This is a genomic window from Streptomyces sp. SLBN-8D4 (assembly GCF_049739545.1).
In the GTDB taxonomy this organism is placed as follows: Bacteria; Actinomycetota; Actinomycetes; order Streptomycetales; family Streptomycetaceae; genus Streptomyces; species Streptomyces canus_C.
Window position 1 is genome coordinate 5067738 of sequence record NZ_JBMGQC010000001.1, and the last position, 26422, is coordinate 5094159.

Sequence of the window (26422 nt, forward strand, 5' to 3'; positions counted from 1 at the left end):
TCCTTCGTAGGACTTGAGGCGGGTCGACAGGTCGTGTGCCGGGTGTTGGGATGCGTGGTGAGACTGTGTCGTGCCGGCCAAGCCGGCGTGTTCGCGCCGACGGCGAGACCTGTTCGTGGACGCGGTGAGGGAACGTACACGGACGCGTTGAGGGGCGGCTGTGCGTGACGCGGGTCTGTTCAGGCGTGCGGCGAAGCCGTGTTCGCGGACGCCGTGACGGAGCGTTCGCGGCCGTAGTGCGGGGATGTCCTGCCGCGGCGAGACCGTCCTCGCGGATGCCACGCGGGGTCCTCGCGGGCCGTCCGCGGACGGTATGCAGGAGCCGTCGCGGGTGCACCACGGGGACCTCCAGGTCCGCCACGAACCCGTCTTCGTCCCGCCCGCAACAGCGTCTCCGCGCACCCGGCAACAGCCTTGACACCGCACCGTATCTGACGGACAGTCAGGAAATCTTGCGGACAAGGAGGTTGCCGTCATGGCCGACGATCCGGAGACCCCGCCTGCCCCACCGGAGGCCCGCGATCCCGACGCCCCGACGCATCCGACGCACCCGGCACACGACCTGTCGACCCGCCTCAAGTCCTACGAAGGGCACCCCGCCGCCGTCTCAGCCACCGGCAAGGACCCCGTCAACCTCCCCATGATCCGGCACTGGTGCGAAGCCCTGGGCGACACCAACCCGGCCTACACCGGCCCGGAGGCCATCGCCCCGCCCACCATGCTCCAGGCCTGGACGATGGGCGGCCTGGGCGGCCCGGGGGCCCGGGGCGGACACACCGGCCGTGCCCAGGCGTACGACGAACTCCTCGCCCTCCTCGACGCGTCGGGCTGCACCTCGGTCGTCGCCACCGACTGCGAGCAGGAGTATCTCCGGCCGTTGCGCCCCGGCGACGAGATCACCTTCGACACGGTCATCGAGTCGGTCTCCGACCGCAAGACCACCAAGCTCGGCACCGGCCACTTCGTCACGACCCGTACCGACGTCCGCGTGGGCGAAACCCTCGTCGGCACCCATCGCTTCCGCATCCTCAAGTACGCGCCCGCACGGGCGAAGAAGACCCCTCCCCGGCCCCGCCCCGTCGTCAACCGCGACAACGCCGGCTTCTGGGGGGGCGTCGAGCGGCACCGGCTGCTCATCCAGCGCTGCACCGCCTGCGCGGCCCTCCGCTTCCCGTGGCTGCCGGGCTGCGCGCACTGCGGAGGCCCCGACTGGGACACGGTCGAGGCGAGCGGAGAGGGCACCGTCTACTCGTACGTCGTCATGCACCACCCGCCCTTCCCGGCCTTCGACCCTCCCTACGCCGTCGTACTCGTCGAGCTCGCGGAGGGTGTGCGGATCATCAGCAACATGGTCGGGACGCCGTACGACAAGGTGCGGATCGGGATGCCGGTGCGGCTCGTCTTCCAGGTGTACGACGGTGAGCTCACCCTTCCGGTCTTCCGCGCCGCCGAGGAAGCCGTCGTCGGCGAGGAGGCCGCCGTATGAGGACCGGCGACGAGCTGCCGCCCCTCGAGATCCCGATCACCCGCACGCTGATCGTCGCGGGTGCGGTCGCCTCCCGGGACTACCAGGACGTGCACCACGACCCGGAGTCGGCCCGCCACAAGGGCTCCCCGGACATCTTCATGAACATCCTGACGACGAACGGCCTGGTCGGGCGCTACATCACCGACCACTTCGGCCCGCGGACCGTGCTCAAGAAGGTGGCCATCCGGCTGGGCGCCCCCAACTACCCCGGCGACACCATGGTGTTGAACGGAAGAGTGGAGACCGTAGAAGGCGCGCCACCGCGACCGTCCGGATCGTGGGGACCAACCGCATCGGCAACCACGTGACGGGGACGGTCACCTTCTCGCTGAGAGACGCCGAAGGGACACCGAATGAGCACACGCGCGCGTGACCGGCTCGGCGGCCTGGCCGCGATCGCCGGCATCGGGGCCACGGAGTTCTCCAAGGACTCCGGCCGCAGCGAACTGCGCCTGGCCGCCGAGGCGGTCCGCGCGGCGCTCGACGACGCGGGGCTCACGGCGGCCGACGTGGACGGCATGGTCACGTTCACCATGGACACCAGCCCGGAGATCACCGTCGCCCAGGCCTGCGGGATCGGCGAGCTGTCCTTCTTCTCCCGCGTCCACTACGGCGGTGGCGCGGCCTGCGCGACCGTCCAGCAGGCGGCGCTCGCGATCGCGGCGGGGGTGGCCGACGTAGTGGTCTGCTACCGCGCCTTCAACGAGCGCTCCGGCCGCCGCTTCGGCTCCGGCGTCCAGCACCGCGAGCCCTCCGCCGAGGGAGCCGCCCTCGGCTGGCCCCTCCCCTTCGGCCTGCTCACCCCGGCCTCCTGGGTGGCGATGGCCGCCCAGCGCTATCTGCACACCCACGGTCTCACCCCGGAGGCCTTCGGGCAGGTGGCGGTGACCGGCCGCGCGTACGCGGCCACCAACCCGGCCGCCTGGTTCCACGGCCGCCCCATCACCCTCGAAGACCACGCGGCCTCCCGCTGGATCGTCGAGCCGCTCAGGCTCCTGGACTGCTGCCAGGAGACCGACGGCGGCCAGGCGGTCGTCGTCACCTCCCTCGCACGCGCGCGTGACCTCCCCCAGCGGCCCGCCGTCGTCGCGGCGGCCGCCCAGGGCGCGGGCCGTGCCCAGGAACAGATGACCAGCTTCTACCGCGACGACCTCACCGGCCTCCCCGAGATGAACGTCGTCGCCCGCCAGCTGTGGCGGACCTCGGGCCTGGCCCCCGAGGACATCGACGTGGCGATCCTGTACGACCACTTCACCCCCGTTCGTCCTGATGCAGCTGGAGGAGTTCGGCTTCTGCGCCCGGGGCGAGGCCGCGGACTTCGTACGCCGGGCCGCGCTCCCCCTCAACACCCACGGCGGCCAACTGGGCGAGGCCTACCTCCACGGGATGAACGGCATCGCGGAAGCCGTACGACAACTGCGGGGGACGGCCGTGAACCAGGTACCGGAGGCGGGACGCGTACTGGTGACGGCGGGGACGGGGGTGCCCACGTCCGGGCTGGTGCTCACCGCGGACGGGTAGCCCCCAGGGGTGATCCCGCAGTAGACGTACCCTCCTTGTCCACCTTCAGGAGGTGCAGTCAGCCCCACCTCTACAACCTGAGGGGGAGTCCGCTTCGGGACCTGTGGCCGATGAGCGGCGACGGTCGCGAATCTAGCGTGGAGCCATGACCACACCCGTCTGCACCAGCGCTTCGAAGGCCGCCGTACCGGCGACGCAGACCCTCGCGTACCCCTCGTTCGCCTCGTACGTGAAGGCCCGCCAGCCGGTGCTGCTGCGTACCGCCCGTTCGCTGACCGCGAACCCGAGCGACGCCGAGGACCTGCTGCAGACCGCCCTGACCAAGACCTACGTCGCCTGGGAGCGCATCGAGGACCACCGGGCCATCGACGGCTATGTGCGCCGCGCCCTGCTGAACACGCGCACCTCGCAGTGGCGCAAGCGCAAGGTCGACGAGTTCGCGACCGACGAGATCCCCGAGCCCGACCCCGTGCCCGGCGACGACGACCCCGCCGAGCAGCAGGCCCTGCACGACGCCATGTGGCGGGCGATCATGAAGCTGCCCGCCCGGCAGCGGGCGATGGTCGTCCTCAGGTACTACGAGGACCTCAGCGAGGTGCAGACGGCCGAGGTGCTCGGGGTCTCCGTCGGGACCGTGAAGTCGGCGGTGTCACGGGCGCTGGGCAAGCTCCGCGAGGACCCCGAGCTGGTGCTCGCCCGGTAGGGAACCGAGCGGGCGGCCCGTCCGTTGTGAGCACAACGTGACGTGATCGATCGCCCGGCTCTAGTGACATACCGCGCGGTATGTGCGCAGAATCGGCGCATCCCTTACTACCGCGTAGGCAATGTCGCCCCCGGGAGGACGCCGTGCTGAGCACCATGCAGGACGTACCGCTGCTGATCTCCAGGATCCTGACCCACGGGTCGTCGATCCACGGCACCTCAGAGGTGACCACCTGGACCGGCGAGCCGGAGCCCCACCGCCGCTCCTTCGCCGAGGTCGGCGCCCGCGCCGCCCAGCTGGCGCACGCCCTGCGCGAGGACCTCGGGGTCGTCGAGGACGAGCGCGTGGCGACCCTCATGTGGAACAACGCCGAGCATGTCGAGGCCTACTTCGCCATCCCCTCCATGGGCGCGGTCCTGCACACCCTCAACCTGCGCCTCCCGGCCGACCAGCTGACCTTCATCGTGGGCCACGCCGCCGACCGGGTCGTCATCGCCAACGGCTCGCTGCTCCCCCTGCTCGCCCCGCTGCTCCCGCACCTCAAGACGGTCGAGCACGTGGTGGTCTCAGGTCCCGGCGACCGCACACTCCTCGACGGCACCCACGCGCGCGTGCACGAGTACGAGGACCTCATCGCCGGCAAGCCCACCACGTACGACTGGCCCGAGCTGGACGAGCGCCGGGCCGCCTCCATGTGCTACACCTCCGGCACCACGGGCGACCCCAAGGGCGTGGTCTACAGCCACCGTTCGATCTATCTGCACTCCATGCAGGTCAACATGGCCCAGTCGATGGGCCTGACCGACCAGGACACCTCGCTCGTGGTCGTCCCCCAGTTCCACGTCAACGCCTGGGGCCTGCCGCACGCCACCTTCATGACCGGCGTCAACATGCTGATGCCGGACCGCTTCCTGCAGCCCGCCCCCCTCGCCGAGATGATCGAGCGCGAGAGGCCGACCCACGCGGCCGCGGTCCCGACCATCTGGCAGGGCCTGCTCGGCGAGCTCACCGCCAAGCCCCGTGACGTCTCCTCCCTCACCCAGGTCACCATCGGCGGCTCGGCCTGTCCGCCCTCCCTGATGGAGGCCTTCGACAAGCTGGGCATGCGGGTCTGCCACGCCTGGGGCATGACGGAGACCTCCCCGCTCGGCACCGTCGCGCGCCCGCCGGCCCATGTGGTCGGCACGCCCGAGGAGTTCGCGTACCGCCTCACCCAGGGCCGCTTCCCGAGCGGCGTCGAGGCCCGCCTCACCGGCCCCGGCGGCGAGCGCCTGCCCTGGGACGGCGAGTCCGCGGGCGAACTGGAGGTCCGCGGCCCCTGGATCGCCGGCGCCTACTACAACGGCCCGGACGCCGAACCCTTGCGCCCCGCCGACAAGTTCAGCGAGGACGGCTGGCTGAAGACGGGCGACGTCGGCACGATCTCGGCCGACGGCTTCCTCACCCTCACCGACCGCGCCAAGGACGTCATCAAGTCCGGCGGCGAGTGGATCTCCTCGGTCGAGCTGGAGAACGCCCTGATGTCCCACCCGGACGTCACCGAGGCCGCGGTCGTCGCCGTCCCCGACGACAAGTGGGGCGAGCGTCCCCTCGCCACGGTCGTCCTCAAGGAGGGCTCCACCGCCGACTTCGAGTCCCTGCGCGCCTTCCTCGCGAGCGACGTCTGCAGGATCGCCAGGTGGCAGCTCCCGGAGCGCTGGTCGATCGTCGAGGCGGTTCCGAAGACGAGCGTCGGCAAGTTCGATAAAAAGGTGCTCCGCAAGCGGTACGCGGAGGGGGAGCTGGACGTCACCCAGCTCTGAGAGGCACGAGGGATACGGCGATCAGGGCGTCCCGGGCGGACCCGGGGCCCTGATCGACGGTGAGACCGGCCGACGTCACAGCCGAGGGCCGTAGGGCTCCCCACGCCGATCGCCCGGCCGTACGGCAACCGTCACCGCCGTACCGACGTGGCAGCCCATCCCAACGCCAGCCACACGCCCGCCACCGCGCACACCCCGCCCCAGCCCCACCAACCGAAGGCCGAACCGGCGAGCGCCGACGCCGTCGCGCCGCCGGCGAAACCGGCCACGACGTACGCCGTGTTGGCGGTGGCCGGGGTCGAGGTCGTCGTCAGGGCGAGGGTCTGGTTGGCGACGTGGGAGGCGACCAGGGCCGCGTGGACGGCGATCGCCGCGACGAACAGCGCCCACAGCGCGTGCCCGCCGAGCCAGAACAGCGGCACCGACACGGCCGCGAGCAGATACGCCGACCGTACGACCGTGGCGGCGCCGAAGCGGTCCACGAACCCCCCGGCCAGCGGCGCCACAACGCTCGCGGTCAGCCCGAAGAGGCCGAAGAGCCCGGCGGTCGCGGTCGACAGGCCGTAGGACGGGCCGGTCAGCAGGATGGCCAGCGAGGTCCACAGCGCGCTCCAGGCGCCGTACATCCCCGCTTGCCGCACGCACGCGCGCCACAGGTCGGGCGAGCGGCGCACGACGGACGGCAGGGCGGTCAGGCCCGAGAAGAGCGGGCCGGTGCGGCGCGTGTGTTCCGCCGGCAGGGCGTACGCCGTCGCGAGCCCGAGGACGGCCGTGAGGGCGGCCGCGCCCACGAACACCGTCCGCCAGCCGAAGGCCTGTCCGATCAGCCCGCCGAGCACCCGGGCCGCGACGATCCCCGTGAACAGGCCCGCGATGACCGCCGCGACATGGCGGGCCCGGTGGTCGGCGGGGGCCCGCTGGGCGACCAGCGGGACCAGCAGCTGGGGGACGACGGTGGCCGCGGAGGCGACCAGGACGGCGGCCGCCAGGGCGGTGGTGCCGGTGGCGAGCGCGGCGGCGGTCAGGGCCGCGGTGGTCACGAGCGAGAGAGCGGCGACCAGGCGCCGCCGGTTCACCCGGTCGCCCAGCGGCGCGAAGAAGAGCAGGCCCGCCGCGTAGCCGAACTGCGCGACCGAGGCGACCCAGGCCACCGCGGAGGGGGTCGAGCCGTAGTCGCGGGCGATGAGGGGGAGCAGCGGGGCCGCGAGGTAGATGTTGGCGGCCGTGACGGCGGTGCAGACGGCGATGAGGGTGAGGAGCAGCGAGCCCGCGCGCTCGGCGGGGACCTGCGTGGACCGTCCGGTGGTGACGGTTGCTGGCGGCATGACCGGGGACTCCTTCGAGTCAGTTCCCACAACTAACTGGTTGGTTGGAACAGTGCAACAGTGTGGGAGGCCCGCCGATTCCCTGTCAACCAAATAGTTGGTTACCTCCCTCGGTGCGCCTACCCTGGCCCCATGGCAGCAGCAAGAGACCCCGAAGCGACCAGGGCACGGATCTTCGAGGCGGCGGTCGCCGAGTTCGCCCGGCACGGCATCGCGGGCGCCCGCATCGACCGCATCGCGACCGAGGCCAAGGCCAACAAACAGCTGATCTACGCCTACTTCGGCAACAAGGCGGAGCTGTTCACGAAGGTCCTGGGCAAGGTCATGCTCGATCTCGCGGTCGCCGTCCCGGTCGACTCGGACGACATCGAGAGCTGGATCGACCGCCTCATGGACTACCACGAGGCTCACCCGGAGGTCCTGCGGCTGCTCTTCTGGGAGGGGCTGGAGTACGGCGCCACCACCGAACTCCCCGACGAGGCCGAACGCCAGGAGCACTACCGTGCGAAGGTCGCCACCCTTCAGGACGGTCAGGACCGCGGGGTCGTCACGGATGCCGTACCGGCACGTGACCTGCTGTTCCTGCTGATCGCGGTGGCCAACTGGGCGGCGGTGGTCCCGCAGATGAAGCGGATCCTGGTGGGCGGCGAGCCGACGGACCGGGAGCGGCTACGGGCGTCGGTGAAGGAGGCGGCACGGCGACTGGTGGCCAAGTAGGGAGAGATACGCAGGGGCGAGGGAGAGGTAGTCGGGGGCGCGGGCAGGTTTTCAGGGGCACGCGGAGGCCTTCAGGGGCGCGGGGAACTGCGCGACAAGCCAGGACGGCGCCGCAGCCGCCGGACGGCATACCGCGGCACCTCGGACAGCACCCTCGGCCGGACAGCACCCTCAGCCGGACGACACTCTCAGTCGGGCGACACCCTCAGTCGAATGGCGCCCTCAGTTCGTCCCGATCCTGGCCAGCAGATCCACGATCCGCGCCTGAACCTCCGCACTCGTCGACCGCTCGGCAAGGAAGAGAACCGTCTCCCCGGAAGCCAGCCGAGGCAGATCCGCCTGATCCACGGCAGCCGTGTACACGACCAACGGCGTCCGGTTCAGCTGCCCGTTCGCCCGCAGCCAGTCCACGATCCCGGCCCGCCGCCGGTGCACCTGCATGAGGTCCATCACGACGAGGTTCGGCCTGAGCTGTCCCGCCAGCGTCACCGCGTCGGCGTCGCTCGCGGCCCGCGCGACCTGCATCCCCCGCCGCTCCAGCGTCGCGGTCAGCGCCAGCGCGATCTCGGCGTGCTCCTCGATCAGCAGCACGCGCGGCGGGTGCTGCTCGCTGTCCCGCGGCGCCAGCGCCTTCAGCAGGACGGCGGGATCGGCGCCGTACGCCGCCTCCCGTGAGGCCTGTCCGAGCCCGGCGGTCACCATGATCGGCACCTCGGACGCCACCGCCGCCTGCCTGAGCGACTGGAGCGCGGTCCGCGTGATCGGCCCGGTCAGCGGGTCCACGAACAGCGCGGCGGGGAAGGCCGCGATCTGTGCGTCGACCTCCTCGCGCGACTGCACGATGACCGGCCGGTACCCGCGGTCGCTGAGCGCCTGCTGGGTCGTCACGTCCGGCGCGGGCCACACCAGCAGCCGCCGCGGGTTGTCCAGCGGCTCCGGGGGCAGTTCGTCGTCCATCGGCTGCGGCCGCGGGGTGTCCGGGATCTCGACGGCCCCACCGGGACCGTCCAACGGCTCGGGCCCCTCGGCGGCGTTCTCGTCCGGTGCCCCTATGGCGTAGGACCGCCCGGCCGCCTCGGTGGCGTGCGCGAGCCGCGACTGCCCGGCCGGCGACGGCTGCGGTGCCTGTGCCGGTGCGGACACGGCCTGCTCGGCCGCCGGACGCGTCCCCGGCTCCGGGGCCGCGGCGGCCACGGGATCGGGCCGGGTGCCGAGCTTGCGCCGCCGTCCCGACCCACCGGACTGGTGCGGGGGAGGCGTGGCCGTCCCCGGCTGCTGCACCTGGACCGCCTGCCGGGTGAACGGAACCCCCTGACCGAGGGTCCGCACGCTGAACGCCCGGCCCTGCGTGGAGTTCGGGTCGACGGGCGCGGCGGGTGCCACCGCGGCTTCGGCGGGCAGCGGCTGCGCCGCCTGCGGCGTGCCGGGCGGCGGAGTGGGCTGACCGGCTTCGGGGACCTGCGCGTGCTGGGGCGCGGGCTGGTTCGGGGGTACGGCGGTGGCGGCGCCGTTCGCCGGTACGGGGATGTCGGCCCCGGAGGCGTCGTGGCTGCCGGGCCAGGGCTGGGAAGCAGGCGCGGCCGGTGCTTGTGCCGTTGCTTGCGGCTGTGGTGCCTCGGCGGGCAGGGGCAGACCGGGGGCCGGTACGGGCTGGGCCGGGGCCGCTGGGAGCGGCGAGGCCGGAGTGGGCACGGCCTGCGGGATCAGGCCGGCCTGTCCGGTCGCGTTCTGCACGGGCACACCCGGGAACGGGGCCGACGGCACCGCGCCGGGGAGGGCTGCCTGGACACCGTGTCCGGCCTGGACAGGGACCTCCTGCGCGGTACTGGCCGTCGCCTCAGCGGGCTGGGCCACGGCGCGTCGACGGCGGCCCGTCGGCGCGTTGGTGGGGTGCGGCTGCGGCGGGGTGTGGTCGTCGGCCTGGTCGTGCGGCACGGCGTCGTGCCGACCCTCGTCGCCGTGAACGTCGGCGGGGTGGTGCTGCACGAGGCCGTTGGCGGGAACGGGGGCGGCCGGGGCCTGCCCCGGGGCCTGGATCGGGCCGGGCACCTGCGCGTTGGCAGGGACCTGGGCGTGACCCGGTGCCGGAACCTGGCCCGGCAGCTGTCCAGGAATCTGGCCCTGCCCGGGCACCGGCACCTGTCCAGGAAGGTGCGCCTGTCCCGCGACCTGGCCCGGGACTTGCACCTGCGCCTGAGCCGGGCCCGGGACCGGTGCCTGGGCCTGTACCTGGGCCAGTCCCGCCGGCCCCGCCGGGTCCGTGCCGTCGGCCGGTCGGTCCGCGTCGGCGGGCGGGAGGGCGAACACCGAGCGGGGGGCGGCCTCCTGAGCCGCCGCGCGCTCCGACGCGGCCGCGAGGGCACGCCGTCGGCGCCCGTCCTGCTGCGGTGTGCCGTCGCCGGACGGACCCTGCCCGGCGATCTCGAGCTGCCCCTGCGGCCGGCCGCCCCCTTCGGCGGAACCGCCCGCGGGCAACGCCGCCGGCAGCGCGTGCTGTTCGCCGCCGTCGTGCCGGGCCCGGCCCCCGGCCGGCACGGGCACGCCCTGCGGCGGCACGGTCCCGCCCAGACCGGTGCCCACGGCCGCCGAACCGGCGCCGTGCTCGGAGGCCATCACCACGGCACCCTCGGCCACACCGGCTTCGGCGGCCTCGGCACCTTCGGCGGGCCGCCCGCGGCGCCGTCCCGTACCGCCGGAGCCGTCCCCGTCGTCACCGGAGGCCTGCGCCGGTACGGACACGGCCTGTTCCTGCTCGCCCGCCGCCCGCCGCCTGCGTCGCCCGGTGGGCGGGACGGACTCGTCGGTCCCGGAGGTCCCGGAGGTCCCGGAGGTTCCGGAGGGGACGTCGGCGTCGAGGAAGGAGTCGGTGGAGGAGCGCCGGGCCCGCCGCCGTCCGCCGCCCTCGGCAGGGGCGGTCTCCACGGGGGCGCCCTCCTGGGGGCCCGCCTCCAGCGCGGCCGGACCGGGAACCGCGACGGCCCCCGCCCCACCGCCGATGGGCACTTCGAGGACGTACGCGCTGCCGCTCATGCCGGGCACTTCGTGCGTCTGGAGCACACCGCCGTGGGCGCGCACGATCCCGCGCACGATCGGCTCGTGCACCGGGTCTCCCCCGGCGTACGGCCCGCGCACCTCGATGCGTACGCCCTCGCCGCGCTGCGCGGCCGCCACCACGACCGTGTTGTCCATGTAACCGCCCGCGGACACGGGAGAGTTCCCGGTCGCGTCGACCCCGGCCACGTCCGCGATGAGGTGCGCGAGCGCGGTCGCGAGGCGCTGGGCGTCGACCTCGGCCTCGATGGGCGGCGCGTGCACGGCGAACTGGACGCGCCCCGGCCCGATGAGCTCGACCGCACCGTCCACACCGGCGGCGACGACCGCGTCGAGCATGACGTTCGTACGGACGATGTCGTCGGCGCCCGCGTCGAGGCGCTGGTAGCCGAGGACGTTGTCGATGAGGTGCGTGATGCGGGAGTAGCCGGCCGAGAGGTGGTGCAGGACCTGGTTGGCCTCGGGCCACAGCTGTCCGGCGTCGTCGGCGGCGAGCGCGGACAGTTCGCGGCGCAGTTCGTCGAGGGGTCCGCGCAGGGAACGCCCGAGCAGGGTGAGGAGCTGGTCGTGCCGGCCGGCCAGGGCCTCGTACCGGTCCTTCTCGCGCTCCCCGAGCGCGGCGTACCGCTCCTCGCCGGAGGCGATCTCCTCGTCGTGCCGCTCCTGGAGCTCCTCCAGCTCGGTGATGTGCTTCTGGCGCAGCGCGGTGAGTTCGGAGGCGTGCTCCTCCTCCAGCCGCTCCAGCTCCTCCGCGTGGGCCTTCTCCGCGGTGGACTTCTCGTCGGCGAGGGCGTCGTAGGGCCGCCGGTCGGTGAAGGTGAGCACGGCGCCGACGAGCTGGTCGCCGTCGCGCACGGGCGCGGTCGTCAGGTCGACCGGGACCTTCTCACCCTTCTTCGACCACAGCACCTGCCCGCGCACCCGGTGCTTGCGCCCGGAGCGCAGGGTGTCGGCGAGCGGGGACTCCTCGTACGCGAAGGGGGTGCCGTCGGCGCGGGAGTGCAGGATGAGGTCGTGGAGCTCGCGGCCGCCGAGGTCGCTGGCCCGGTAACCCAGTATCTGGGCGGCCGCCGGGTTGACGAGCACGATCCGCCCGTCGGTGTCGGTCCCGACGACACCCTCCGAGGCGGCCCGCAGGATCATCTCGGTCTGCCGCTGCGAACGGGCCAGCTCGGCCTCGGTGTCGACGGTCCCCGTCAGATCCCGTACGACGAGCATGAGCAGCTCGTCGCCGCTGTAGCCGTAACCGTCGTAGGCCTGCTGGCCGTTCTCCAGGTTGGCGCTGGTGACCTCGACGGGGAACTCGGTGCCGTCGGTCCTGCGCGCCACCATCCGGGTCGGCTTGGTCCGCCCGCGCGGGTCCATGTGGTCGGGCCGCCGCATGGAGCCCGGGATGAGCCGCGAGTCGAACTGCGGCAGCAGATCGAGCAGCCCCCGCCCCACGAGAGCCGTCCCCGGCGCCTCGAACGCCTCCAGGGCGATGGTGTTGGCGTTGACGACGGTCCCATTGGCGTTGACCAGCACCAACGCGTCGGGAAGCGCGTCGAGTATGGCTGCGAGGCGAGCAGCGCCTCGGGATGGCCTGCTGCTCACGAGACGCTTCCTCCCTGTTACCGCACCTTGCCGACCGCTCGGGCCATATTGCCAAGGGGCCCGCGACGTGTCACGCGAGGGAGTCTAAGCGCAGCGCCTGCGCGGGGGTGCCGGATGAGAGGGAGGTCGCACGACGAAGTGAAGTAGAACGTGTGACCGCCTCTCGGGGACTAGGTGCCCATGCTGGGCAGGAGCGGCACGAACCGGTCCCAGCGCGCGGTCTCGCACCCGTTGCTCCGGTCGAACCGGGCGTCCACGGGGCGCCCGGCCCAGGTCCCCGTGACATGGGCGGTCGCGGGACCGCCGTAGAGCATCGTGCAGACGCTGCCCTCGGGGACGGGGGCGAAGGTGTCGCGCCCCCACCGCGTGTTCCTGTCCAGGACGGCGCACGCGCCGGCGGGGTCGGGGTGGGTGCCGCGAGCGGGATGGCAGTCGACCTCGTAGGTCCTTTTGGCCCGATCGGCCCGATCGGCGCCGTTGCCCGCGTCCCGGACGGTGACGGTGAGGTGGTCGCCGGTCTCGGTGTACGCCGACGCGGGGACGGGGCGCCAGGGCGGCGAGGAACAGGGGGAGCGGGCTCAACCGGGCGAGCCGGCCGATCCGGGTGACGTATGACATGCCCTGACTAACGGCGGACGCGGCCGTACGTTGCGCGGAAGCACTTTGCCCTGCGCCCCGCCCGCCTAGTACCGTGGGAACCGATTGGTGGCGCGACCTTCGGCTGTGTCATCATCTGCACGCACCACTCGCGCTCGCGCGGGCGGCTGTGCTGGAGGCGTCGCCTAGTCCGGTCTATGGCGCCGCACTGCTAATGCGGTTTGGGACTTAAATCCCATCGAGGGTTCAAATCCCTCCGCCTCCGCGCAAGATCACCGAAGCCCCGGTCCGAGCGACCGGGGCTTCGTCGTTCCCGGCCGTTCTCGATCTCGCTCAGATGTACGTTTCCGCAGGTCACAATGGGTATGGCAAACGGATTTCACATGCGAGCGGCAGTCATGTAATGTTCTTCCTGTCGCCGCGAGCGGCCCGGAAGGGCAAGAAACGGCGAGAAAACAGAACAAGCACTCGTAGCTTAACGGATAGAGCATCTGACTACGGATCAGAAGGTTGCAGGTTCGAATCCTGCCGAGTGCACAGCAGATCAAAGCCCCCTCGGGATTGTCCTGGAGGGGGCTTTGTCGTGTCGGTCGGCATCGTTCGGCAGCTGACTGCTCGGTGCGGGTGCGGCGTGACCTCATGCGGTGCTCGTGGCCAGGCCGTGGAAGGCCTGGGTGGTGCGGGGATGGGCGAGTTCGTCCAGCAGGTGGCGCCAGTCGGGGTCGGCCGTGGTGGGGTGGGCCTGGTCCCAGGCGGTGAGGAGCGGGGCCAGTTCGCTCTCGGGGGAGGTCTTGGCCGGCGGGGAGGACAGGAGCTGGTTCATGGGAGTTCCTTTCACCAGGGGCCGGGAGCTGATGGCTTCTACGATGCCGCCGATGTCGGGGGCGCGACATGGAGCCGTCCGCCCGATTCGGGGTGGGGGCAGCTGTACCTCCAGAGGGCTGCCAGCCTCCCTCGCGAGGTTGTCGTAGCCCTTCTTCGATCGTGGCCGTCGGCATCCCGGCGGCGCAGCGGTCTGTGAACTCGGCGAGGAGCCGGCGGGGTTCGGGACGTCGCGCCTTGTCTTCAGGGCGGCTGAACGCTGAACGGCTGCGCATTGGCTGCGCTTCACCTTGTCGAGGAACCCGGAAGCGGTGGCGGCGCCGGGCCCCGGTCAGCAGGCGGTGCTGACCGCCGCTCGCGGCAGGGTCGGGCGGGGCAGGGTGACAACAGGCCCGGACGGGCGCCGGGACTTGTGGGTGCCGGTGAAGACGAACAGGCGCAGGACCAGGAAGCGGCCGATGCCGGCGAGGGCGGAGGCGCTCAGGTAGACCACCTGTTCCGTGAGCAGGCCCGGCGAGGACTGGACGGCGTGCAGGAGGAACATCGCGCCGCAGGTGACGGCGTACGCGGCGGCCGCCGAGCCGGAGGACTGGAGGTGCCGGCGCCACCCGGGACGGCGGCCGGTGCCGAAGGTGAACAGGGCGTGCAGCTCGGTGCACAGGAGCGTGGAGGCCACGGTGATCACCGCGTTGGCCATCGTCCACGGCATGGTCAGTGCCACCAGCGGTACGGCGAAGCTGGAGAGGACGCCGATCCCGCCGCCGTAGACGACGAAGCGCACGAAGGAGGCGAGAGGGCCGGGCGTGGACGGGGACTTGGACGTGGTCCGGTCGGCCGTCTGCGGCTCCATGGGGTTTCCTCCGGCTCGGCGCTGGCGTGTCGATCCGCTGGATCCCGGGTGGACCAGCCGCGATCAACGATGCCGTGGCGGGCCCGCCGAAACGATGGAGTGTGCTACCGGACCGAAGGTAGGGCTGGCTCCACCCCCGGGGTGGGGTGACCCCGGCACTCGCCCCCGACAGCACTCGCCCCCGACAGCACTCGCCCCCGACAACACGGGTCCCCGGCAGAACTCGCCCCCGACAGCACGGGTCCCCGGCAGAACTCGCTCCCGTCACCCACCCCCCGCGTCCTTCGCCCGCAGCTCCTCGATATAGGCGAGCGCGAGGTTAGTGGACCGGCTGAACCAGTCGTGGAGTACGGCGATCTCGTCGGCGGAGTAGCCCGCGAAGACGGCGTCGAGGCGGTCGTAGTACGGCTGGTAGAGGGCGACGACCTTGGCCACCGCGTCGGGCAGCGCGGCGATCCGGACACGGCGGCGGTCGTTGGGGTCGGGCACGCGCGTGACGTAGCCGCCGCGTTCGAGGCGGTTGAGGATGCCGGTGACCGCGCCGGTCGTGACATGGGCGTGCTCGGCGAGGTCGCCCGCGGTGAGGAGGTCCTCGCCGGCCTTCAGGACGCAGGCGAAGCACAGCAGGTCGGTGACGTTGAGGCCCAGCCGCTGGGCCATCTCCTGCTGGCCGAGGTGGGCGGTGGCGATGAAGAAGTCCATCGCCTCCAGGGCCTGGGCCGGAGTGGCGGTGGGGCGGGGCTCGGCGTGCATCGGGTGTGCCTGGGGTCCGGTGTGCTGAGCGCCTTCGGCCTCGTGATCACCGTGGCGAGCGCCCTCGTCACCTGGGCCCTGCACCTGACCGGCTGGGGCAAGCCACCGGGGCGCCGGCCGCGCGAGCAGTGGGGGATGCGGGTGCGGGACACGGGCGCACGGCAGGGACATCCGGGGTGCGTCGGGTGCCGGATGGCGGGGCGCGGCCCGTGGACCGGGGTGGTCCAGCTGAGGGCCGCGGTGACGGAGGCAGGAGCCGTGGGGACCTCGGAACCGGTCTCTGCGGATTCGGTGGGCTGAACCGGTACCGGCCCCGGCGGCCCTCGTGCAGTCCGCCCTCGTTCTGCCCCGTTGTCAGTGGTGCCCCCTACTCTCGTGAGGGATGGCACAGGGATGGAAGTGTTCGGGGTTGTCGTGGTTCGCGGACGGCTCCGTGCTGCGGTGGGAGGGCGGGCGGCGCAGTGCGCTGACCTGGGGGAAGCGGGTGGCCTTCGGGGTCGCGGAGGGGGGTGTGCGGACATGCGTGGGAGCGCGGGGGCACGCGTGTCCGACGCGGGCCGCGGTGTCGGGGCGGAGCACCGGGGCGCGGTGCGACGAGTGCGCGCGGCTGGACCGAGCGCACTCCGTGGCCGCCGACACCCTCGCGGACGACCCCCGGCCGTACCGGGTGTATCTGGCGTGGTTCGGGCCCGGCATGGTCAAGGTCGGCATCACGGCGCACGAGCGGGGTTCCGCGCGCCTGTTGGAGCAGGGCGCCGTCTGCTTCAGCTGGCTCGGCACCGGTCCGCTCATGGCCGCGCGGCGCACCGAGGAGCTGCTGCGGGCGGCGCTCTCGGTGCCGGACCGGATTCCCTACGGCGCCAAGCGGGCCGTACGGTCCGCCCTGCCGGTGTCGGCCGGTGAACGGGCCGCCGAGCTCGCCGAGCTGCACGCGCGGGCGGGGGGACTGGGCGGCTGGCCGGACTCCCTGGAGCGCGCGCCGTACGAACCGGTTGACCACGTCGAGGTGTTCGGGCTCGCCGGGCTGCCCATTGCCGTGGGTGAGGTGAGCGAGCTCGTCGCGGGCGGGTCGGTGGGCGGGCGGCTCCTCGCGGCCGCCGGACCCGACCTGCACCTGGAGGCGGAGCGCGGGGGAGCCGTCGTACTGGACACCCGGCTGATGACGGGGTGGGAACTCGTCCCGGCCGACGGGGCGGAAATCACCGTGCCGGTGAGAGAGTTCAAGGAGGCACCGGGGGTTCAGGACGGGTTGTTCTGACGGGCCTGTCGGGCCCGACGGGTCCGACAAGTCCGACGAGGGGAGGGCCGGGGATGGACGTCACCGTGCAGTGGATACGCACGTCATGGACGAAGCGGTCCCGTGGCGGCGAGGCCGCGACACGGAGGAACGCGGCTCCGGTCGGCTTCGCGTTGCCGCCGTCCGCGGTGGGGCGGGCCGAAGCGTCGTTCGTCCACGCGGTCCGGATGGACGAGCGGGACGACTTCGTGCCGCACGACCAGCAGGGCGACAACCTCAAAGGCGTCGACGTCCAGCTCAGTGAGGCGGACGGGCGGCTGCGGGTGCTGCCCAGGGTGAGGCCGATGTTCGGGGTGCCGCCCCGGCCGCGGCGGCGCCCGGGCGTGCGGCTGGAGCCCGGGCAGTGGGTGCGGTGGCGGCTCAACTACCGCTTCAGCAGCGCCGTCGGCCTGCGGGACTGGTCGTACTGGCTGGACACCTTCAACATCGCCTACGGCCCGGTCGGCGCCGAGGTGTTCCTCGGGGCGCCGACGGTTCATGTGGACGAGCAGGGACCGGTCCGCTAGCGGCCGGAGCCTCGGCCGGATGCCCCGGCCGGATGCCTCGGCCGTCCCGTCGGACAAGCAGTTCCCCAGGCGTTGCCTGAGAGGCGCCTGTGTGTTTCTCAGGAAAATCACAGACTGTCGAAAGGGTGCTCTCAGGGGGTCCCGACAGGGTGTCCACCATGACCACGACCTCGCCCCAGGGGCGCACCGAACTGCTGAGGCCGGACGGGAGCCCCGTCCGAGTGCTTGTGGTGGACGACGAGCTGTCGATCACCGAACTGCTGTCCATGGCCCTGCGCTACGAGGGATGGCAGATCCGCAGCGCGGGGGACGGCACGGGTGCCGTCCAGACCGCACGGGAGTTCCGGCCCGACGCCGTCGTCCTGGACATGATGCTGCCGGACATGGACGGGCTGACCGTCCTCGGGCGGCTGCGGCGGGAACTGCCGGACGTGCCCGTGCTGTTCCTGACGGCGAAGGACGCCGTGGAGGACCGGATCGCCGGGCTCACCGCCGGTGGCGACGACTACGTCACCAAGCCGTTCAGCCTCGAAGAGGTCGTGGCCCGGCTGCGCGGCCTCATCCGCCGCTCCGGCGCGGCCGACCGCCGTTCCGACTCCGTGCTGGTCGTCGGTGACCTCACCCTCGACGAGGACAGCCACGAGGTCTCGCGGGCGGGGGACAACATCCATCTCACCGCGACCGAGTTCGAGCTCCTGCGGTTCCTGATGCGCAATCCCCGGCGGGTGCTCAGCAAGGCGCAGATCCTCGACCGGGTGTGGTCGTACGACTTCGGCGGTCAGGCCAACGTCGTCGAGCTCTACATCTCCTACCTGCGCCGCAAGATAGACGCGGGACGGGAGCCGATGATCCACACCCGGCGTGGCGCCGGCTACCTGATCAAGCCCGCCGCCTCATGAGCGGGCGACGACGGCCGCGGGCGCAGAAGCGGGCAGGGCGGACAGGAAAGCCGCGCACGCTGCGGACGCGGCTCGTCGTCGCGTCGGTGGTGCTGATCGCCGTGGTCTGCTCGGTGATCGGCACCGTGACGACACTGGCGTTGCGGTCGCATCTGTACGACCAGCTGAGCGGCAAGCTGAACGAGGCCGCGTCACGGGCGGCGCCGCGCGACCCCCCGCCCGGGCAGTTCGACAACGGCGGCAATGACAAGAAGAACCCCAGTGGTGAGGGCAACCGGCAGAACAGCCCCGCCAAGTTCGTGATCGGCCCGGGGCCGGACGGCACGATCGCGGCCAAGGTGGAGAAGGGCGAGATCACCGATGCCAAGCGCGGGGTGAAGTCCGGCTCCGACCAGAACTTCGAGATGACCGCCGAGAGCCTCACGGCCGCCCAGACCAAGGTGCTCAGCGCGGTCCCCAAGGACAACAAGCAGCACAAGGTCGAGCTCCCCGGCATCGGTGACTACCTCGTCCGGTACGCCTCCAACGACACCTCCGCCTCCTACGTGGCCGTCCCCACCAAGGACGTCGACGCCACCATCGACACCCTGATCCTCGTGGAGATCAGCGTCACCGCCGCCGGCCTCGGCGCGGCCGTCATCGCCGGTTACGTCCTCGTCGGACTCGCCACCCGCCCTCTCCGCAGGGTCGCCAACACCGCCACCCGGGTCTCCGAACTGCCTCTCCACACCGGCGAGGTCAACCTGAGCGAGCGGGTTCCCGTGGCGGAGTGTGACCCGCACACCGAGGTCGGGCAGGTCGGTGCCGCGCTGAACCGGATGCTGAACCACGTGCACGGCGCCCTGCACGCACGCCAGCAGAGCGAGACGCGGGTGCGCCAGTTCGTGGCCGACGCCAGTCATGAGCTGAGAACGCCTCTCGCCTCCATCCGCGGGTACGCCGAGCTCACCCGGCGCGGCAGGGAGGTGGTCGGCCCCGACACCCGGCACGCCCTCGGCCGTATCGAGTCCGAGGCGGGTCGGATGACCCTGCTCGTGGAGGACCTGCTGCTGCTCGCGCGCCTGGACGCCGGGCGGCCGCTGCAGTTCGAGCAGACCGACCTCATCCCGCTCGTCGTGGACACCATCAGCGACGCCCGCGCGGCCGGCATGGACCACAACTGGCGCCTCGACCTGCCCGACGAACCCGCCCTCGTCTCCGGTGACGCGGCCCGCCTCCAGCAGGTGCTCATCAACCTGCTCGGCAACGCCCGCAAGCACACCCCGCCGGGTACGACGGTCACCGCGCGCGTGCAGCGCCGCGGCCCGTGGATATGCGTGGACGTCGAGGACAACGGCCAGGGCATCCCGTCCGACCTGCTCCCGCACGTCTTCGAACGGTTCGCGCGCGGCGACTCCGCGCGTTCCCGCGCCACCGGATCCACCGGCCTCGGCCTCGCCATCGTGCAGGCCGTCGCGACCGCGCACGGCGGTGCGGTGACCGTGGACAGCGTTCCGGGGCGGACCGTGTTCACCATGCACCTGCCCGCGGTCGGGCCCGTGGCCCCCCGTCCGGCGCCCGAAACGAACTGGCAATCGCACTCACAGGCACAGCACAGCGCCGCCATATGGGTGCAACAGGGGGCTTGACCAGAGTCGTTCCCATGCGAACCGACTCTTCTCCCGGCACCCTGCCGGCGCGGGAGCACCTCCCGGCCGGCGACGCCGGTACGCCTGTCCTGGACGTAGTGATCCCCGTCTACAACGAGGAGAAGGACCTCCAGCCGTGTGTGCTGAGACTGCACGAGCACCTCAGGCGCACGTTCCCGTACGCGTTCCGCATCACCATCGCGGACAACGCGTCGACGGACACCACGCCCCTGGTGTCGCGGCGGCTGGAGGCGGAGATACCGGAGGTCAGGGCCTTCCGGCTGGAGCAGAAGGGCCGCGGCCGGGCGCTGCGGACCGTCTGGTCCGCCTCGGACGCCCCGGTCCTCGCCTACATGGACGTGGACCTGTCCACCGACCTCAACGCCCTGCTGCCGCTGGTGGCCCCGCTGATCTCGGGCCACTCCGACCTGGCGATCGGCTCCCGGCTCGCCCGCAGTTCCCGGGTCGTGCGCGGCCCCAAGCGCGAGTTCATCAGCCGCGCCTACAACCTCATCCTGCGCGGCTCCCTCCAGGCCCGCTTCTCCGACGCGCAGTGCGGTTTCAAGGCCATCCGGCGTGACGTGGCGCAGGTCCTGCTGCCGCTCGTCGAGGACACCGGCTGGTTCTTCGACACCGAGATGCTGGTCATCGCCGAGCGCGCGGGACTCCGTATCCACGAAGTGCCCGTCGACTGGGTCGACGACCCGAACTCCACCGTGCACATCGTGAAGACGGCGACCGAGGACCTCAAGGGCGTGTGGCGGGTGGGCAAGGCCCTGGCGGGCGGGTCGCTGCCGCTGGACCGGATCACCCGGCCGTTCGGCGACGACCCGCGCGACCGCGAGATCCAGGATGTGCCGAAGGGGCTGGCCCGCCAGCTCGTCGGGTTCTGTGTCGTCGGCGGTCTGTCGACCCTCTTCTACCTCGTCCTCTACAGCGCCTTCCGGCAGTTCGGCGGCTCCCAGACCGCCAACGCGCTGGCCCTGCTGGTCTCCGCGGTCGCCAACACCGCCGCCAACCGGCGCCTGACCTTCGGGGTGCGCGGGCGGGGCGGCGCCGTCCGCCACCAGGCGCAGGGCCTGGTCGTCTTCGGCATCGGCCTCGCGCTGACCAGCGGCTCCCTCGCCGCGCTCAACGCGGCCAGCAGCGACCCCGCGCACTCCACCGAGCTGGCGGTGCTGATCGCCGCCAACCTCGCGGCGACCGTGCTGCGCTTCCTGCTCTTCCGGGCCTGGGTCTTCCCCGACCGCGAGGACGACCAGCCCCACTCGGACCAGCCCCGGTCGGACCAGCCCCGGTCGGACCACCCCCGGTCGGACCAGCCCCGGTCGGACCACCCCCGGTCCACGGTCGTCGCCACGCACACCCCCGCCGCACCGCAGCAGTCGTACGGACCGCTTCCCCAGCGCCCGACGGCACCCCAGGCACCCCGGTACGCCACCACGCCGTACAGCACGCCGTCCCCGTACGACACGACCGAGTTCCGCGCCGGTGAAGCCGCGGAGCAGCGCTCCTGGAAGGACGCCACCATGCGGCTCGATCCGGTGCGCCCGACCGACACCGACCCGAGGAACTCCTGATGACCACGCAGACCGACCGTCCGGCCCAGCAGGGTTCCGGATGGGGTCCGGCGGCGACGGCCCCCGAGGCGCCGGTCGCTCCCCCGGCCCCCGAGTCCGGTGAACCCCAGCAGCCCTTCGTACGCAGACTGTGGCGCGGCCGCCCCGAGGACCCCCGCTGGGCGCGCCCGGCCTTCCTCGGCCTGCTGACCGCGACCCTCCTGCTCTACCTGTACGACCTGAGCTCCTCCGGCTACGCCAACTCCTTCTACTCGGCGGCGGTCCAGGCCGGCAGCCAGTCCTGGAAGGCGTTCTTCTTCGGCTCGCTCGACGCGGGCAACGCGATCACCGTCGACAAGCCCCCGGCCTCGCTGTGGCCGATGGAGCTGTCGGTGCGGATCTTCGGCCTGAACTCCTGGGCGATCCTCGCGCCCGAGGTCCTGATGGGTGTCGGCTCGGTCGCCGTCGTCCACGCCTCGGTGCGCCGCCGGTTCAGCCCCGCGGCCGGTCTGATCGCGGGCGCCGTGCTCGCGCTCACCCCCGTCGCGGCGCTGATGTTCCGGTTCAACAACCCCGACGCCATGCTGGCGCTGCTGATGACGCTCGCCTGCTGGTTCGTGGTCCGCGCCCTGGAGGACGGCCGGACGAAGTGGCTGCTGTGGGCCGGTGCCGTGATCGGCTTCGCGTTCCTCGCGAAGACCCTCCAGGCCTTCCTGATCCTGCCGCCGCTGGCGATCGTCTACGCCGTCTGCGCGCCGGTCCCCGTCAGGAAGCGGCTCGGTCAACTGGCAGCGGCCACCGGCGCGTTGGTCGTCTCCGGCGGCTGGTGGGTGGCGATCGTCGAACTGTGGCCCGCCTCCTCCCGCCCCTACATCGGCGGCTCCCAGAACAACTCCTTCCTTGAACTGACCTTCGGCTACAACGGCTTCGGTCGCCTCAGCGGCGACGAGACCGGCTCGGTCGGCGGTGGCGGTGGCGGAGGCGGCACCGGGCAGTGGGGTGCGACCGGCTGGGACCGGATGTTCAACTCCGAGATCGGCGGGCAGATCTCCTGGCTGCTGCCGGCCGCGCTGATCCTGCTCGTCGCCGGCCTGGTGGCGACCCGACAGCTCAAGCGCACCAGCGTCACCCGCGGTTCGTTCCTGGTCTGGGGCGGCTCGCTGCTGATGACCACGGTCGTCTTCAGCTACATGGCGGGCATCTTCCACCAGTACTACACGGTGGCCCTCGCCCCCTACATCGCGGCCGTGATCGGCATGGGCGCGGGCGTCCTGTGGGAGAAGCGTGCCGAACTGTGGGCGTCGATCACCCTCGCCGCCTCGGTCGTGGCGGCGGTGTCCTGGAGCTACTTCCTGCTCAACCGCACCTCCGACTACCTGCCCTGGCTGAAGTACCTGATCCTGATCGGCGGCCTGGTCGCCGCGCTCGGCCTGGTCTTCGCGGGCCGCGTCAGCCGCCAACTCGCCCTCGCGGCGGCCTCACTGGGCCTTCTGGCCTCCCTGGCGGGCCCGACGGCGTACACGATCAGCACCCTCCAGGAGGGCCACACCGGTTCCATAGTGACGGCGGGTCCGGCGGGCGCGTCCATGATGGGCGGTGGCGGCGGTCCGGGCGGTGGCGGCGCCGGCCGGGGCGGCTTCGGTGGCGGTATGCCCGGGCAGAACGGCAACGGCAACACCCAGAACCAGCAGGGCGGCGGCACGGGCGGCTTCCCCGGCGGGGGCATGCCCGGCCAGAACCAGCAGAACGGCAACGGCGGCACCCGGGGTCAGCAGGGCGGCCCCGGTGGCCAGACGGGCGACGGCGGCGGGGGCGGCGGCGGTGGTGTCGGCGGCCTGCTGAACGGCGCGAGCGTCACCTCCGCGGCCAAGAAGCTGCTGGAGACCGACTCGTCGAAGTACACCTGGGTGGCGGCGGCCATCGGCGCCCAGAACGCGGCGAGCTACCAGCTCTCCACCGGCGACCCGGTGATGGCGATCGGCGGCTTCAACGGCACCGACCCGTCCCCGACGCTGGCCCAGTTCAAGGAGTACGTGGCGGACGGAAAGATCCACTACTTCATCGCCGGCGGCTCCGGCGGCGGCATGGGCGGCAGCAGCAGCGGTACGTCCTCGCAGATCACCTCGTGGGTCGAGGCCAACTTCAAGAAGGTCACGGTCGGTTCGGCCACCTTCTACGACCTCACCCAGAAGGCGAGCAGCTGACGGTTCCCCTCAGCGGAAGGGCGGTGACTTCGGTCGCCGCCCTTCTCGTCGTACGGCGGGAAAGTGTGTTGTACGCCGTATAGGAACCGTTCTACGGTGTACAACATGACCGCTCCCGCTCCCGCGCCCGTCGCCGTCTCCCAGGGCCATCCCCAGCGCTGGCTGATACTCGGCGTGATCTGTCTCGCGCAGCTGACCGTGCTGCTCGACAACACGATCCTGAACGTGGCCATCCCCTCTCTCACGAGCGAACTGGGCGCCGCCACCTCCGACATCCAGTGGATGATCAACGCGTACTCGCTGGTGCAGTCGGGGCTGCTGCTCACCGCGGGCAGCGCCGCCGACCGCTACGGCCGCAAGAAGATGCTGGCCACGGGGCTGGTGCTGTTCGGCGTCGGGTCGCTGGTCGCGGGTCTCGCCGACTCCACCGCCCAGCTGATCGCGGCCCGGGCCGGGATGGGCGTGGGCGGCGCGCTGCTGATGACCACCACGCTCGCGGTGGCGATGCAGATCTTCGCGCCGGAGGAACAGCCGAAGGCGATCGGCATCTGGGCGGCGGTCAACTCCCTGGGCTTCGCGGCCGGGCCCCTCCTCGGCGGCTTCATGCTGAACCACTTCTGGTGGGGCGCGATCTTCCTGATCAACCTGCCGGTCGCCGCGCTCGCCCTGGTCGCGGTCGTGCTCCTGGTCCCCGAGTCCAAGAACCCCCGGGGGGACCGGCCCGACCTCCTTGGCGCCCTGCTGTCCACGATCGGCATGGCCTCCCTGGTGTTCGCGATCATCTCCGGCCCCGGGCACGGCTGGACGTCCGGCCGGGTGCTGGGGCCCGCGGCCGTGGCGGTCGTGGTCCTCGCCGGGTTCGCGTACTGGGAGAGCCGGATCCCGCATCCCATGCTCGACATGCACTTCTTCCGCGACCGCCGGTTCACGGGAGCGGTGGCCGGGGCGGTCCTGATCACCTTCGGCATGGGCGGCTCGCTCTTCCTGCTCACCCAGCACATGCAGTTCGTCCTCGGGTACGGCCCCCTGGAGGCGGGGCTGCGGACGGCCCCGCTCGCGCTGATGATCGTGGCCCTCAACTTCACGGGCCTCGCGGCGAAGTGGTCGACGAGGCTCGGGACGCCGCTCTCCATCGGCCTCGGCATGGCGGTGATGGCCGCGGGCCTCCTCTCCATCGCCACGCTCACCGACCACGGCTATCCGGGCACCCTGCTGGGGCTGGTGCTGATCGGGGCGGGGGCGGCGGTCGCCAGTCCCGCGATGGCACACGCGATCATGAGCGCGATCCCGCCGGAGAAGGCCGGGGTCGGCGCGGGGATCAACGGCACGGTGGCGGAGTTCGGGCAGGGGCTGGGCGTCGCGGTCCTGGGCGCGGTGCTGAACGCGCGGTTCGCGGCGGGGATTTCGGTGGCCGCGGTGTCCCTGCCGGGGGCGCTGGCGGAGGCGGGGTCGGTGTCGGAGAGGGCGCGGATCACGGAGGCGTTCGCCTCCGGCCTGGAGAGCAGTCAGTTGGTGGGGGCGGTGGCCGTGCTGCTGGGCGGGGTGGTGGCGGGGGTGTTGTTGCGCCGGGCCGAACGGGCGCAGGGCGCCTAGTGGGACGGCGGCTTCGGCTCATCGGGCCTCCGCGACCGCGCTCCCGGCCGCGGGCCCGATGTGGCTGGTCGCGCGGTTCCCAGCGCCCCTCACAGGTCGGTGCAGGCCTAGCATCTTGGCAAGTGAACGATGTCTTGGAAGGTGCGCCATGGTGAAGGCAGGCCAAGAAGCGGCCGCGCGAACCAGTGTCTGGCTGGACGGCAAGGTGCGCCGGGGCGGACGAGGCGGCGGGCAGCCGTCCGGCCTTGACCGGGACCGGATCACCGAGGTGACGGTCCGTCTCCTGGACGCCGAGGGGCTGGCCAAGTTCTCCATGCGGCGGCTGGCCGCCGAGCTGAACGTGACCGCGATGTCCGTCTACTGGTACGTCGACACCAAGGACGACCTCCTCGAACTCGCCCTGGACGCGGCCTTCGGCGAGCTGGAGCTGCCGGACCCGGACGCCGACGAGGACTGGCGGGACCAAATGCGCACGGTGGCCGGGGGGTACCGGGGCCTGCTGGTCCGCCATCCCTGGGTCTCACCGCTGGTCGGCACCTTCCTCAACATCGGCCCGAACTCCCTGGCCCTGTCCCGGACCGTGCACCGGGTCGTGCGCAGGACCGGCCTGCCCGACCATGGCATCACCGGCGCGATCTCCGCCGTCTTCCAGTTCGTCTACGGCTTCGGCACCATCGAGGGCCACTTCATCACCCGCTCCGCCCAGGCCGGCATGACCCAGGAGGCCTACTTCCGGCACGCCATGACAGCGGCGACCCGGTCCCCCGGCGCCGCGGAGATCCTCAGGGAGAACGAGGAGATCATGAAGGCACGCGGCGGCGACACGGTGGAGGAGATGCGGGACAGGGACTTCGAGTTCGCCCTCGACCTGCTTGTCAAAGGAATCGAGGCGATGGTCGAGCGCCCTTAGGGGCGCGGGAGGCTGCGCGAGCAGGCGCTCACTCCGGCGAAGCCAGCCGCGCAGGGAATCCACCGGTGGCCACGGGCCCCCACCGCACCGGAGTGACCCGAATGATCGACTTCCCCTGCTTCACCATCGCCGCCCGGTACTCGTCCCAGTCGGGGTGCTCCCCGGAGATGTTCCGGAAGTACTCCACCAACGGCTCCACGGACTCCGGCGAGTCGATGACCTCCGCGGTTCCGTCGACCTGGACCCACGGCCCGTCCCAGTCGTCGCTCAGTACGATCACGCTGACCTGGGAATCCCGCTTCGCGTTCCGCGTCTTCGCCCGCTCGGGGTACGTCGACACGACGATCCGCCCCGAGTCGTCGACCCCGCAGGTCAACGGCGAGGCCTGCGGGGACCCGTCCGCCCGCCGGGTCAGCAGGATCGCCCGGTGCCGGGGCCGTACGAAGTCCAGCAGCTCATCCAGGGAGACGGACTTGTTGGTCGCAATGTTCGGTGCCATGGAATCAGCCTAGTTGGAGCGCCACGACGTGCCAGTGCACGGTGTCACGGCCGAGCCGGTCGGCT

19 protein-coding genes, 2 tRNA genes and 3 pseudogenes are annotated in these 26422 nt (G+C 72.0%); 17 read left to right on the forward strand and 7 right to left on the reverse strand.

Translation table 11 applies throughout. The features are described from left to right. Window positions 1–475: 475 nt before the first annotated feature. From RKD20_RS22870 to RKD20_RS22890, 5 genes and pseudogenes are all read left to right on the forward strand, one after another. A complete protein-coding gene (locus tag RKD20_RS22870) occupies window positions 476–1486 on the forward strand; it encodes a bifunctional MaoC family dehydratase N-terminal/OB-fold nucleic acid binding domain-containing protein (protein WP_424879352.1) in 1011 nt (336 codons plus the stop codon). Continuing rightward, a pseudogene (locus tag RKD20_RS22875) lies at window positions 1483–1901 on the forward strand (MaoC family dehydratase). Before RKD20_RS22870 ends, RKD20_RS22875 begins: the two are co-directional and overlap by 4 nt. Continuing rightward, a pseudogene (locus RKD20_RS22880) lies at window positions 1882–3049 on the forward strand (lipid-transfer protein). Before RKD20_RS22875 ends, RKD20_RS22880 begins: the two co-directional pseudogenes overlap by 20 nt. 145 nt (window positions 3050–3194) lie before the next feature. Beyond that, entirely contained in the window at window positions 3195–3752 is a 558-nt protein-coding gene (locus tag RKD20_RS22885) for a SigE family RNA polymerase sigma factor (protein ID WP_424879353.1), read from the forward strand. 155 nt (window positions 3753–3907) lie between these two features. Next, complete coding sequence (locus RKD20_RS22890; RefSeq protein ID WP_424883293.1) at window positions 3908–5554, forward strand: long-chain fatty acid--CoA ligase; 1647 nt, start codon at window positions 3908–3910, stop codon at window positions 5552–5554. A 131-nt stretch (window positions 5555–5685) separates the two neighbouring features. Here RKD20_RS22890 and RKD20_RS22895 read toward each other — a convergent pair whose 3' ends face one another. Beyond that, window positions 5686–6879 carry an MFS transporter gene (locus RKD20_RS22895; RefSeq protein ID WP_424879354.1) on the reverse strand — a complete coding sequence of 398 codons (1194 nt, stop codon included), beginning with the start codon at window positions 6877–6879 and terminating at the stop codon, window positions 5686–5688. Between the two features lie 132 nt (window positions 6880–7011). Between RKD20_RS22895 and RKD20_RS22900 the strand changes: the two genes are divergently transcribed. Then, window positions 7012–7596: a TetR family transcriptional regulator gene (locus RKD20_RS22900; RefSeq protein WP_424879355.1), complete on the forward strand. Its 585-nt coding sequence runs from the start codon at window positions 7012–7014 to the stop codon at window positions 7594–7596. Window positions 7597–7818: 222 nt separating this feature from the next. Here RKD20_RS22900 and RKD20_RS22905 read toward each other — a convergent pair whose 3' ends face one another. Both RKD20_RS22905 and RKD20_RS22910 read right to left on the reverse strand, forming a co-directional pair. Beyond that, complete coding sequence (locus RKD20_RS22905) at window positions 7819–12240, reverse strand: PAS domain-containing protein (protein ID WP_424879356.1); 4422 nt, start codon at window positions 12238–12240, stop codon at window positions 7819–7821. Window positions 12241–12410: 170 nt separating this feature from the next. Further along, window positions 12411–12858: pseudogene (locus tag RKD20_RS22910) on the reverse strand (SSI family serine proteinase inhibitor). A gap of 153 nt (window positions 12859–13011) precedes the next feature. On the opposite strand from RKD20_RS22910, the gene RKD20_RS22915 reads away from it, so the two are divergent. Beyond that, window positions 13012–13102 (forward strand) — tRNA-Ser (locus RKD20_RS22915). A 199-nt stretch (window positions 13103–13301) separates the two neighbouring features. Beyond that, window positions 13302–13374: transfer RNA gene (locus tag RKD20_RS22920), tRNA-Arg, on the forward strand. Window positions 13375–13474: 100 nt separating this feature from the next. On the opposite strand, the gene RKD20_RS22925 is transcribed toward RKD20_RS22920, so the two are convergent. The 3 genes from RKD20_RS22925 to RKD20_RS22935 all read right to left on the reverse strand — a co-directional run bounded on the left by RKD20_RS22925 (window position 13475) and on the right by RKD20_RS22935 (window position 15262). Beyond that, window positions 13475–13660 (reverse strand): hypothetical protein, encoded by a 186-nt coding sequence (locus RKD20_RS22925; protein ID WP_424879357.1) that lies wholly within the window; start codon window positions 13658–13660, stop codon window positions 13475–13477. 330 nt (window positions 13661–13990) lie between these two features. Beyond that, window positions 13991–14509, reverse strand: a complete 519-nt coding sequence (locus tag RKD20_RS22930; protein WP_424879358.1) for a hypothetical protein — start codon at window positions 14507–14509, stop codon at window positions 13991–13993. A 264-nt stretch (window positions 14510–14773) separates the two neighbouring features. Further along, complete coding sequence (locus RKD20_RS22935; protein WP_424879359.1) at window positions 14774–15262, reverse strand: MarR family winged helix-turn-helix transcriptional regulator; 489 nt, start codon at window positions 15260–15262, stop codon at window positions 14774–14776. Between RKD20_RS22935 and RKD20_RS22940 the strand changes: the two genes are divergently transcribed. From RKD20_RS22940 to RKD20_RS22980, 9 genes are all read left to right on the forward strand, one after another. Next, window positions 15185–15562, forward strand: a complete 378-nt coding sequence (locus RKD20_RS22940) for an HGxxPAAW family protein (protein WP_424879360.1) — start codon at window positions 15185–15187, stop codon at window positions 15560–15562. The genes RKD20_RS22935 and RKD20_RS22940 overlap by 78 nt on opposite strands. A gap of 82 nt (window positions 15563–15644) precedes the next feature. Further along, window positions 15645–16520 carry a DUF2797 domain-containing protein gene (locus RKD20_RS22945; protein ID WP_424879361.1) on the forward strand — a complete coding sequence of 292 codons (876 nt, stop codon included), beginning with the start codon at window positions 15645–15647 and terminating at the stop codon, window positions 16518–16520. A gap of 53 nt (window positions 16521–16573) precedes the next feature. Further along, a complete protein-coding gene (locus RKD20_RS22950) occupies window positions 16574–17065 on the forward strand; it encodes a hypothetical protein (RefSeq protein ID WP_424879362.1) in 492 nt (163 codons plus the stop codon). A gap of 158 nt (window positions 17066–17223) precedes the next feature. Further along, on the forward strand, window positions 17224–17964 hold the full coding sequence (locus tag RKD20_RS22955; RefSeq protein WP_041821748.1) for a response regulator transcription factor: 741 nt from the start codon (window positions 17224–17226) through the stop codon (window positions 17962–17964). Continuing rightward, window positions 17961–19592 (forward strand): ATP-binding protein, encoded by a 1632-nt coding sequence (locus tag RKD20_RS22960; protein WP_424879363.1) that lies wholly within the window; start codon window positions 17961–17963, stop codon window positions 19590–19592. Before RKD20_RS22955 ends, RKD20_RS22960 begins: the two co-directional genes overlap by 4 nt. Window positions 19593–19606: 14 nt before the next feature. Further along, entirely contained in the window at window positions 19607–21172 is a 1566-nt protein-coding gene (locus RKD20_RS22965; protein WP_424879364.1) for a glycosyltransferase, read from the forward strand. After that, complete coding sequence (locus RKD20_RS22970; RefSeq protein ID WP_424879365.1) at window positions 21172–23355, forward strand: ArnT family glycosyltransferase; 2184 nt, start codon at window positions 21172–21174, stop codon at window positions 23353–23355. Before RKD20_RS22965 ends, RKD20_RS22970 begins: the two co-directional genes overlap by 1 nt. A 105-nt stretch (window positions 23356–23460) precedes the next feature. Then, window positions 23461–24948 (forward strand): MFS transporter, encoded by a 1488-nt coding sequence (locus RKD20_RS22975; protein WP_424879366.1) that lies wholly within the window; start codon window positions 23461–23463, stop codon window positions 24946–24948. Between the two features lie 148 nt (window positions 24949–25096). Further along, the gene (locus tag RKD20_RS22980) at window positions 25097–25858 is read left to right on the forward strand and encodes a TetR/AcrR family transcriptional regulator (protein ID WP_424879367.1); all 762 of its coding nucleotides are present in this window, start codon (window positions 25097–25099) and stop codon (window positions 25856–25858) included. A gap of 28 nt (window positions 25859–25886) precedes the next feature. On the opposite strand, the gene RKD20_RS22985 is transcribed toward RKD20_RS22980, so the two are convergent. Beyond that, window positions 25887–26357, reverse strand: a complete 471-nt coding sequence (locus RKD20_RS22985; RefSeq protein WP_020117522.1) for a PPOX class F420-dependent oxidoreductase — start codon at window positions 26355–26357, stop codon at window positions 25887–25889. Window positions 26358–26422 lie beyond the last annotated feature (65 nt).

Bases quoted from the DNA above. Each gene is read 5' to 3' on its own strand.
- RKD20_RS22885 (WP_424879353.1), top strand. From the start codon at position 3,195: ATGACCACACCCGTCTGCACCAGCGCTTCGAAGGCCGCCGTACCGGCG.
- RKD20_RS22985 (WP_020117522.1), bottom strand. From the start codon at position 26,357: ATGGCACCGAACATTGCGACCAACAAGTCCGTCTCCCTGGATGAGCTG.
- RKD20_RS22945 (WP_424879361.1), top strand. From the start codon at position 15,645: ATGGCACAGGGATGGAAGTGTTCGGGGTTGTCGTGGTTCGCGGACGGC.
- RKD20_RS22975 (WP_424879366.1), top strand. From the start codon at position 23,461: ATGACCGCTCCCGCTCCCGCGCCCGTCGCCGTCTCCCAGGGCCATCCC.
- RKD20_RS22935 (WP_424879359.1), bottom strand. From the start codon at position 15,262: ATGCACGCCGAGCCCCGCCCCACCGCCACTCCGGCCCAGGCCCTGGAG.
- RKD20_RS22965 (WP_424879364.1), top strand. From the start codon at position 19,607: ATGCGAACCGACTCTTCTCCCGGCACCCTGCCGGCGCGGGAGCACCTC.
- RKD20_RS22890 (WP_424883293.1), top strand. From the start codon at position 3,908: ATGCAGGACGTACCGCTGCTGATCTCCAGGATCCTGACCCACGGGTCG.
- RKD20_RS22970 (WP_424879365.1), top strand. From the start codon at position 21,172: ATGACCACGCAGACCGACCGTCCGGCCCAGCAGGGTTCCGGATGGGGT.
- RKD20_RS22980 (WP_424879367.1), top strand. From the start codon at position 25,097: ATGGTGAAGGCAGGCCAAGAAGCGGCCGCGCGAACCAGTGTCTGGCTG.
- RKD20_RS22930 (WP_424879358.1), bottom strand. From the start codon at position 14,509: ATGGAGCCGCAGACGGCCGACCGGACCACGTCCAAGTCCCCGTCCACG.
- RKD20_RS22870 (WP_424879352.1), top strand. From the start codon at position 476: ATGGCCGACGATCCGGAGACCCCGCCTGCCCCACCGGAGGCCCGCGAT.
- RKD20_RS22925 (WP_424879357.1), bottom strand. From the start codon at position 13,660: ATGAACCAGCTCCTGTCCTCCCCGCCGGCCAAGACCTCCCCCGAGAGC.
- RKD20_RS22950 (WP_424879362.1), top strand. From the start codon at position 16,574: ATGGACGTCACCGTGCAGTGGATACGCACGTCATGGACGAAGCGGTCC.
- RKD20_RS22960 (WP_424879363.1), top strand. From the start codon at position 17,961: ATGAGCGGGCGACGACGGCCGCGGGCGCAGAAGCGGGCAGGGCGGACA.
- RKD20_RS22900 (WP_424879355.1), top strand. From the start codon at position 7,012: ATGGCAGCAGCAAGAGACCCCGAAGCGACCAGGGCACGGATCTTCGAG.
- RKD20_RS22895 (WP_424879354.1), bottom strand. From the start codon at position 6,879: ATGCCGCCAGCAACCGTCACCACCGGACGGTCCACGCAGGTCCCCGCC.
- RKD20_RS22955 (WP_041821748.1), top strand. From the start codon at position 17,224: ATGACCACGACCTCGCCCCAGGGGCGCACCGAACTGCTGAGGCCGGAC.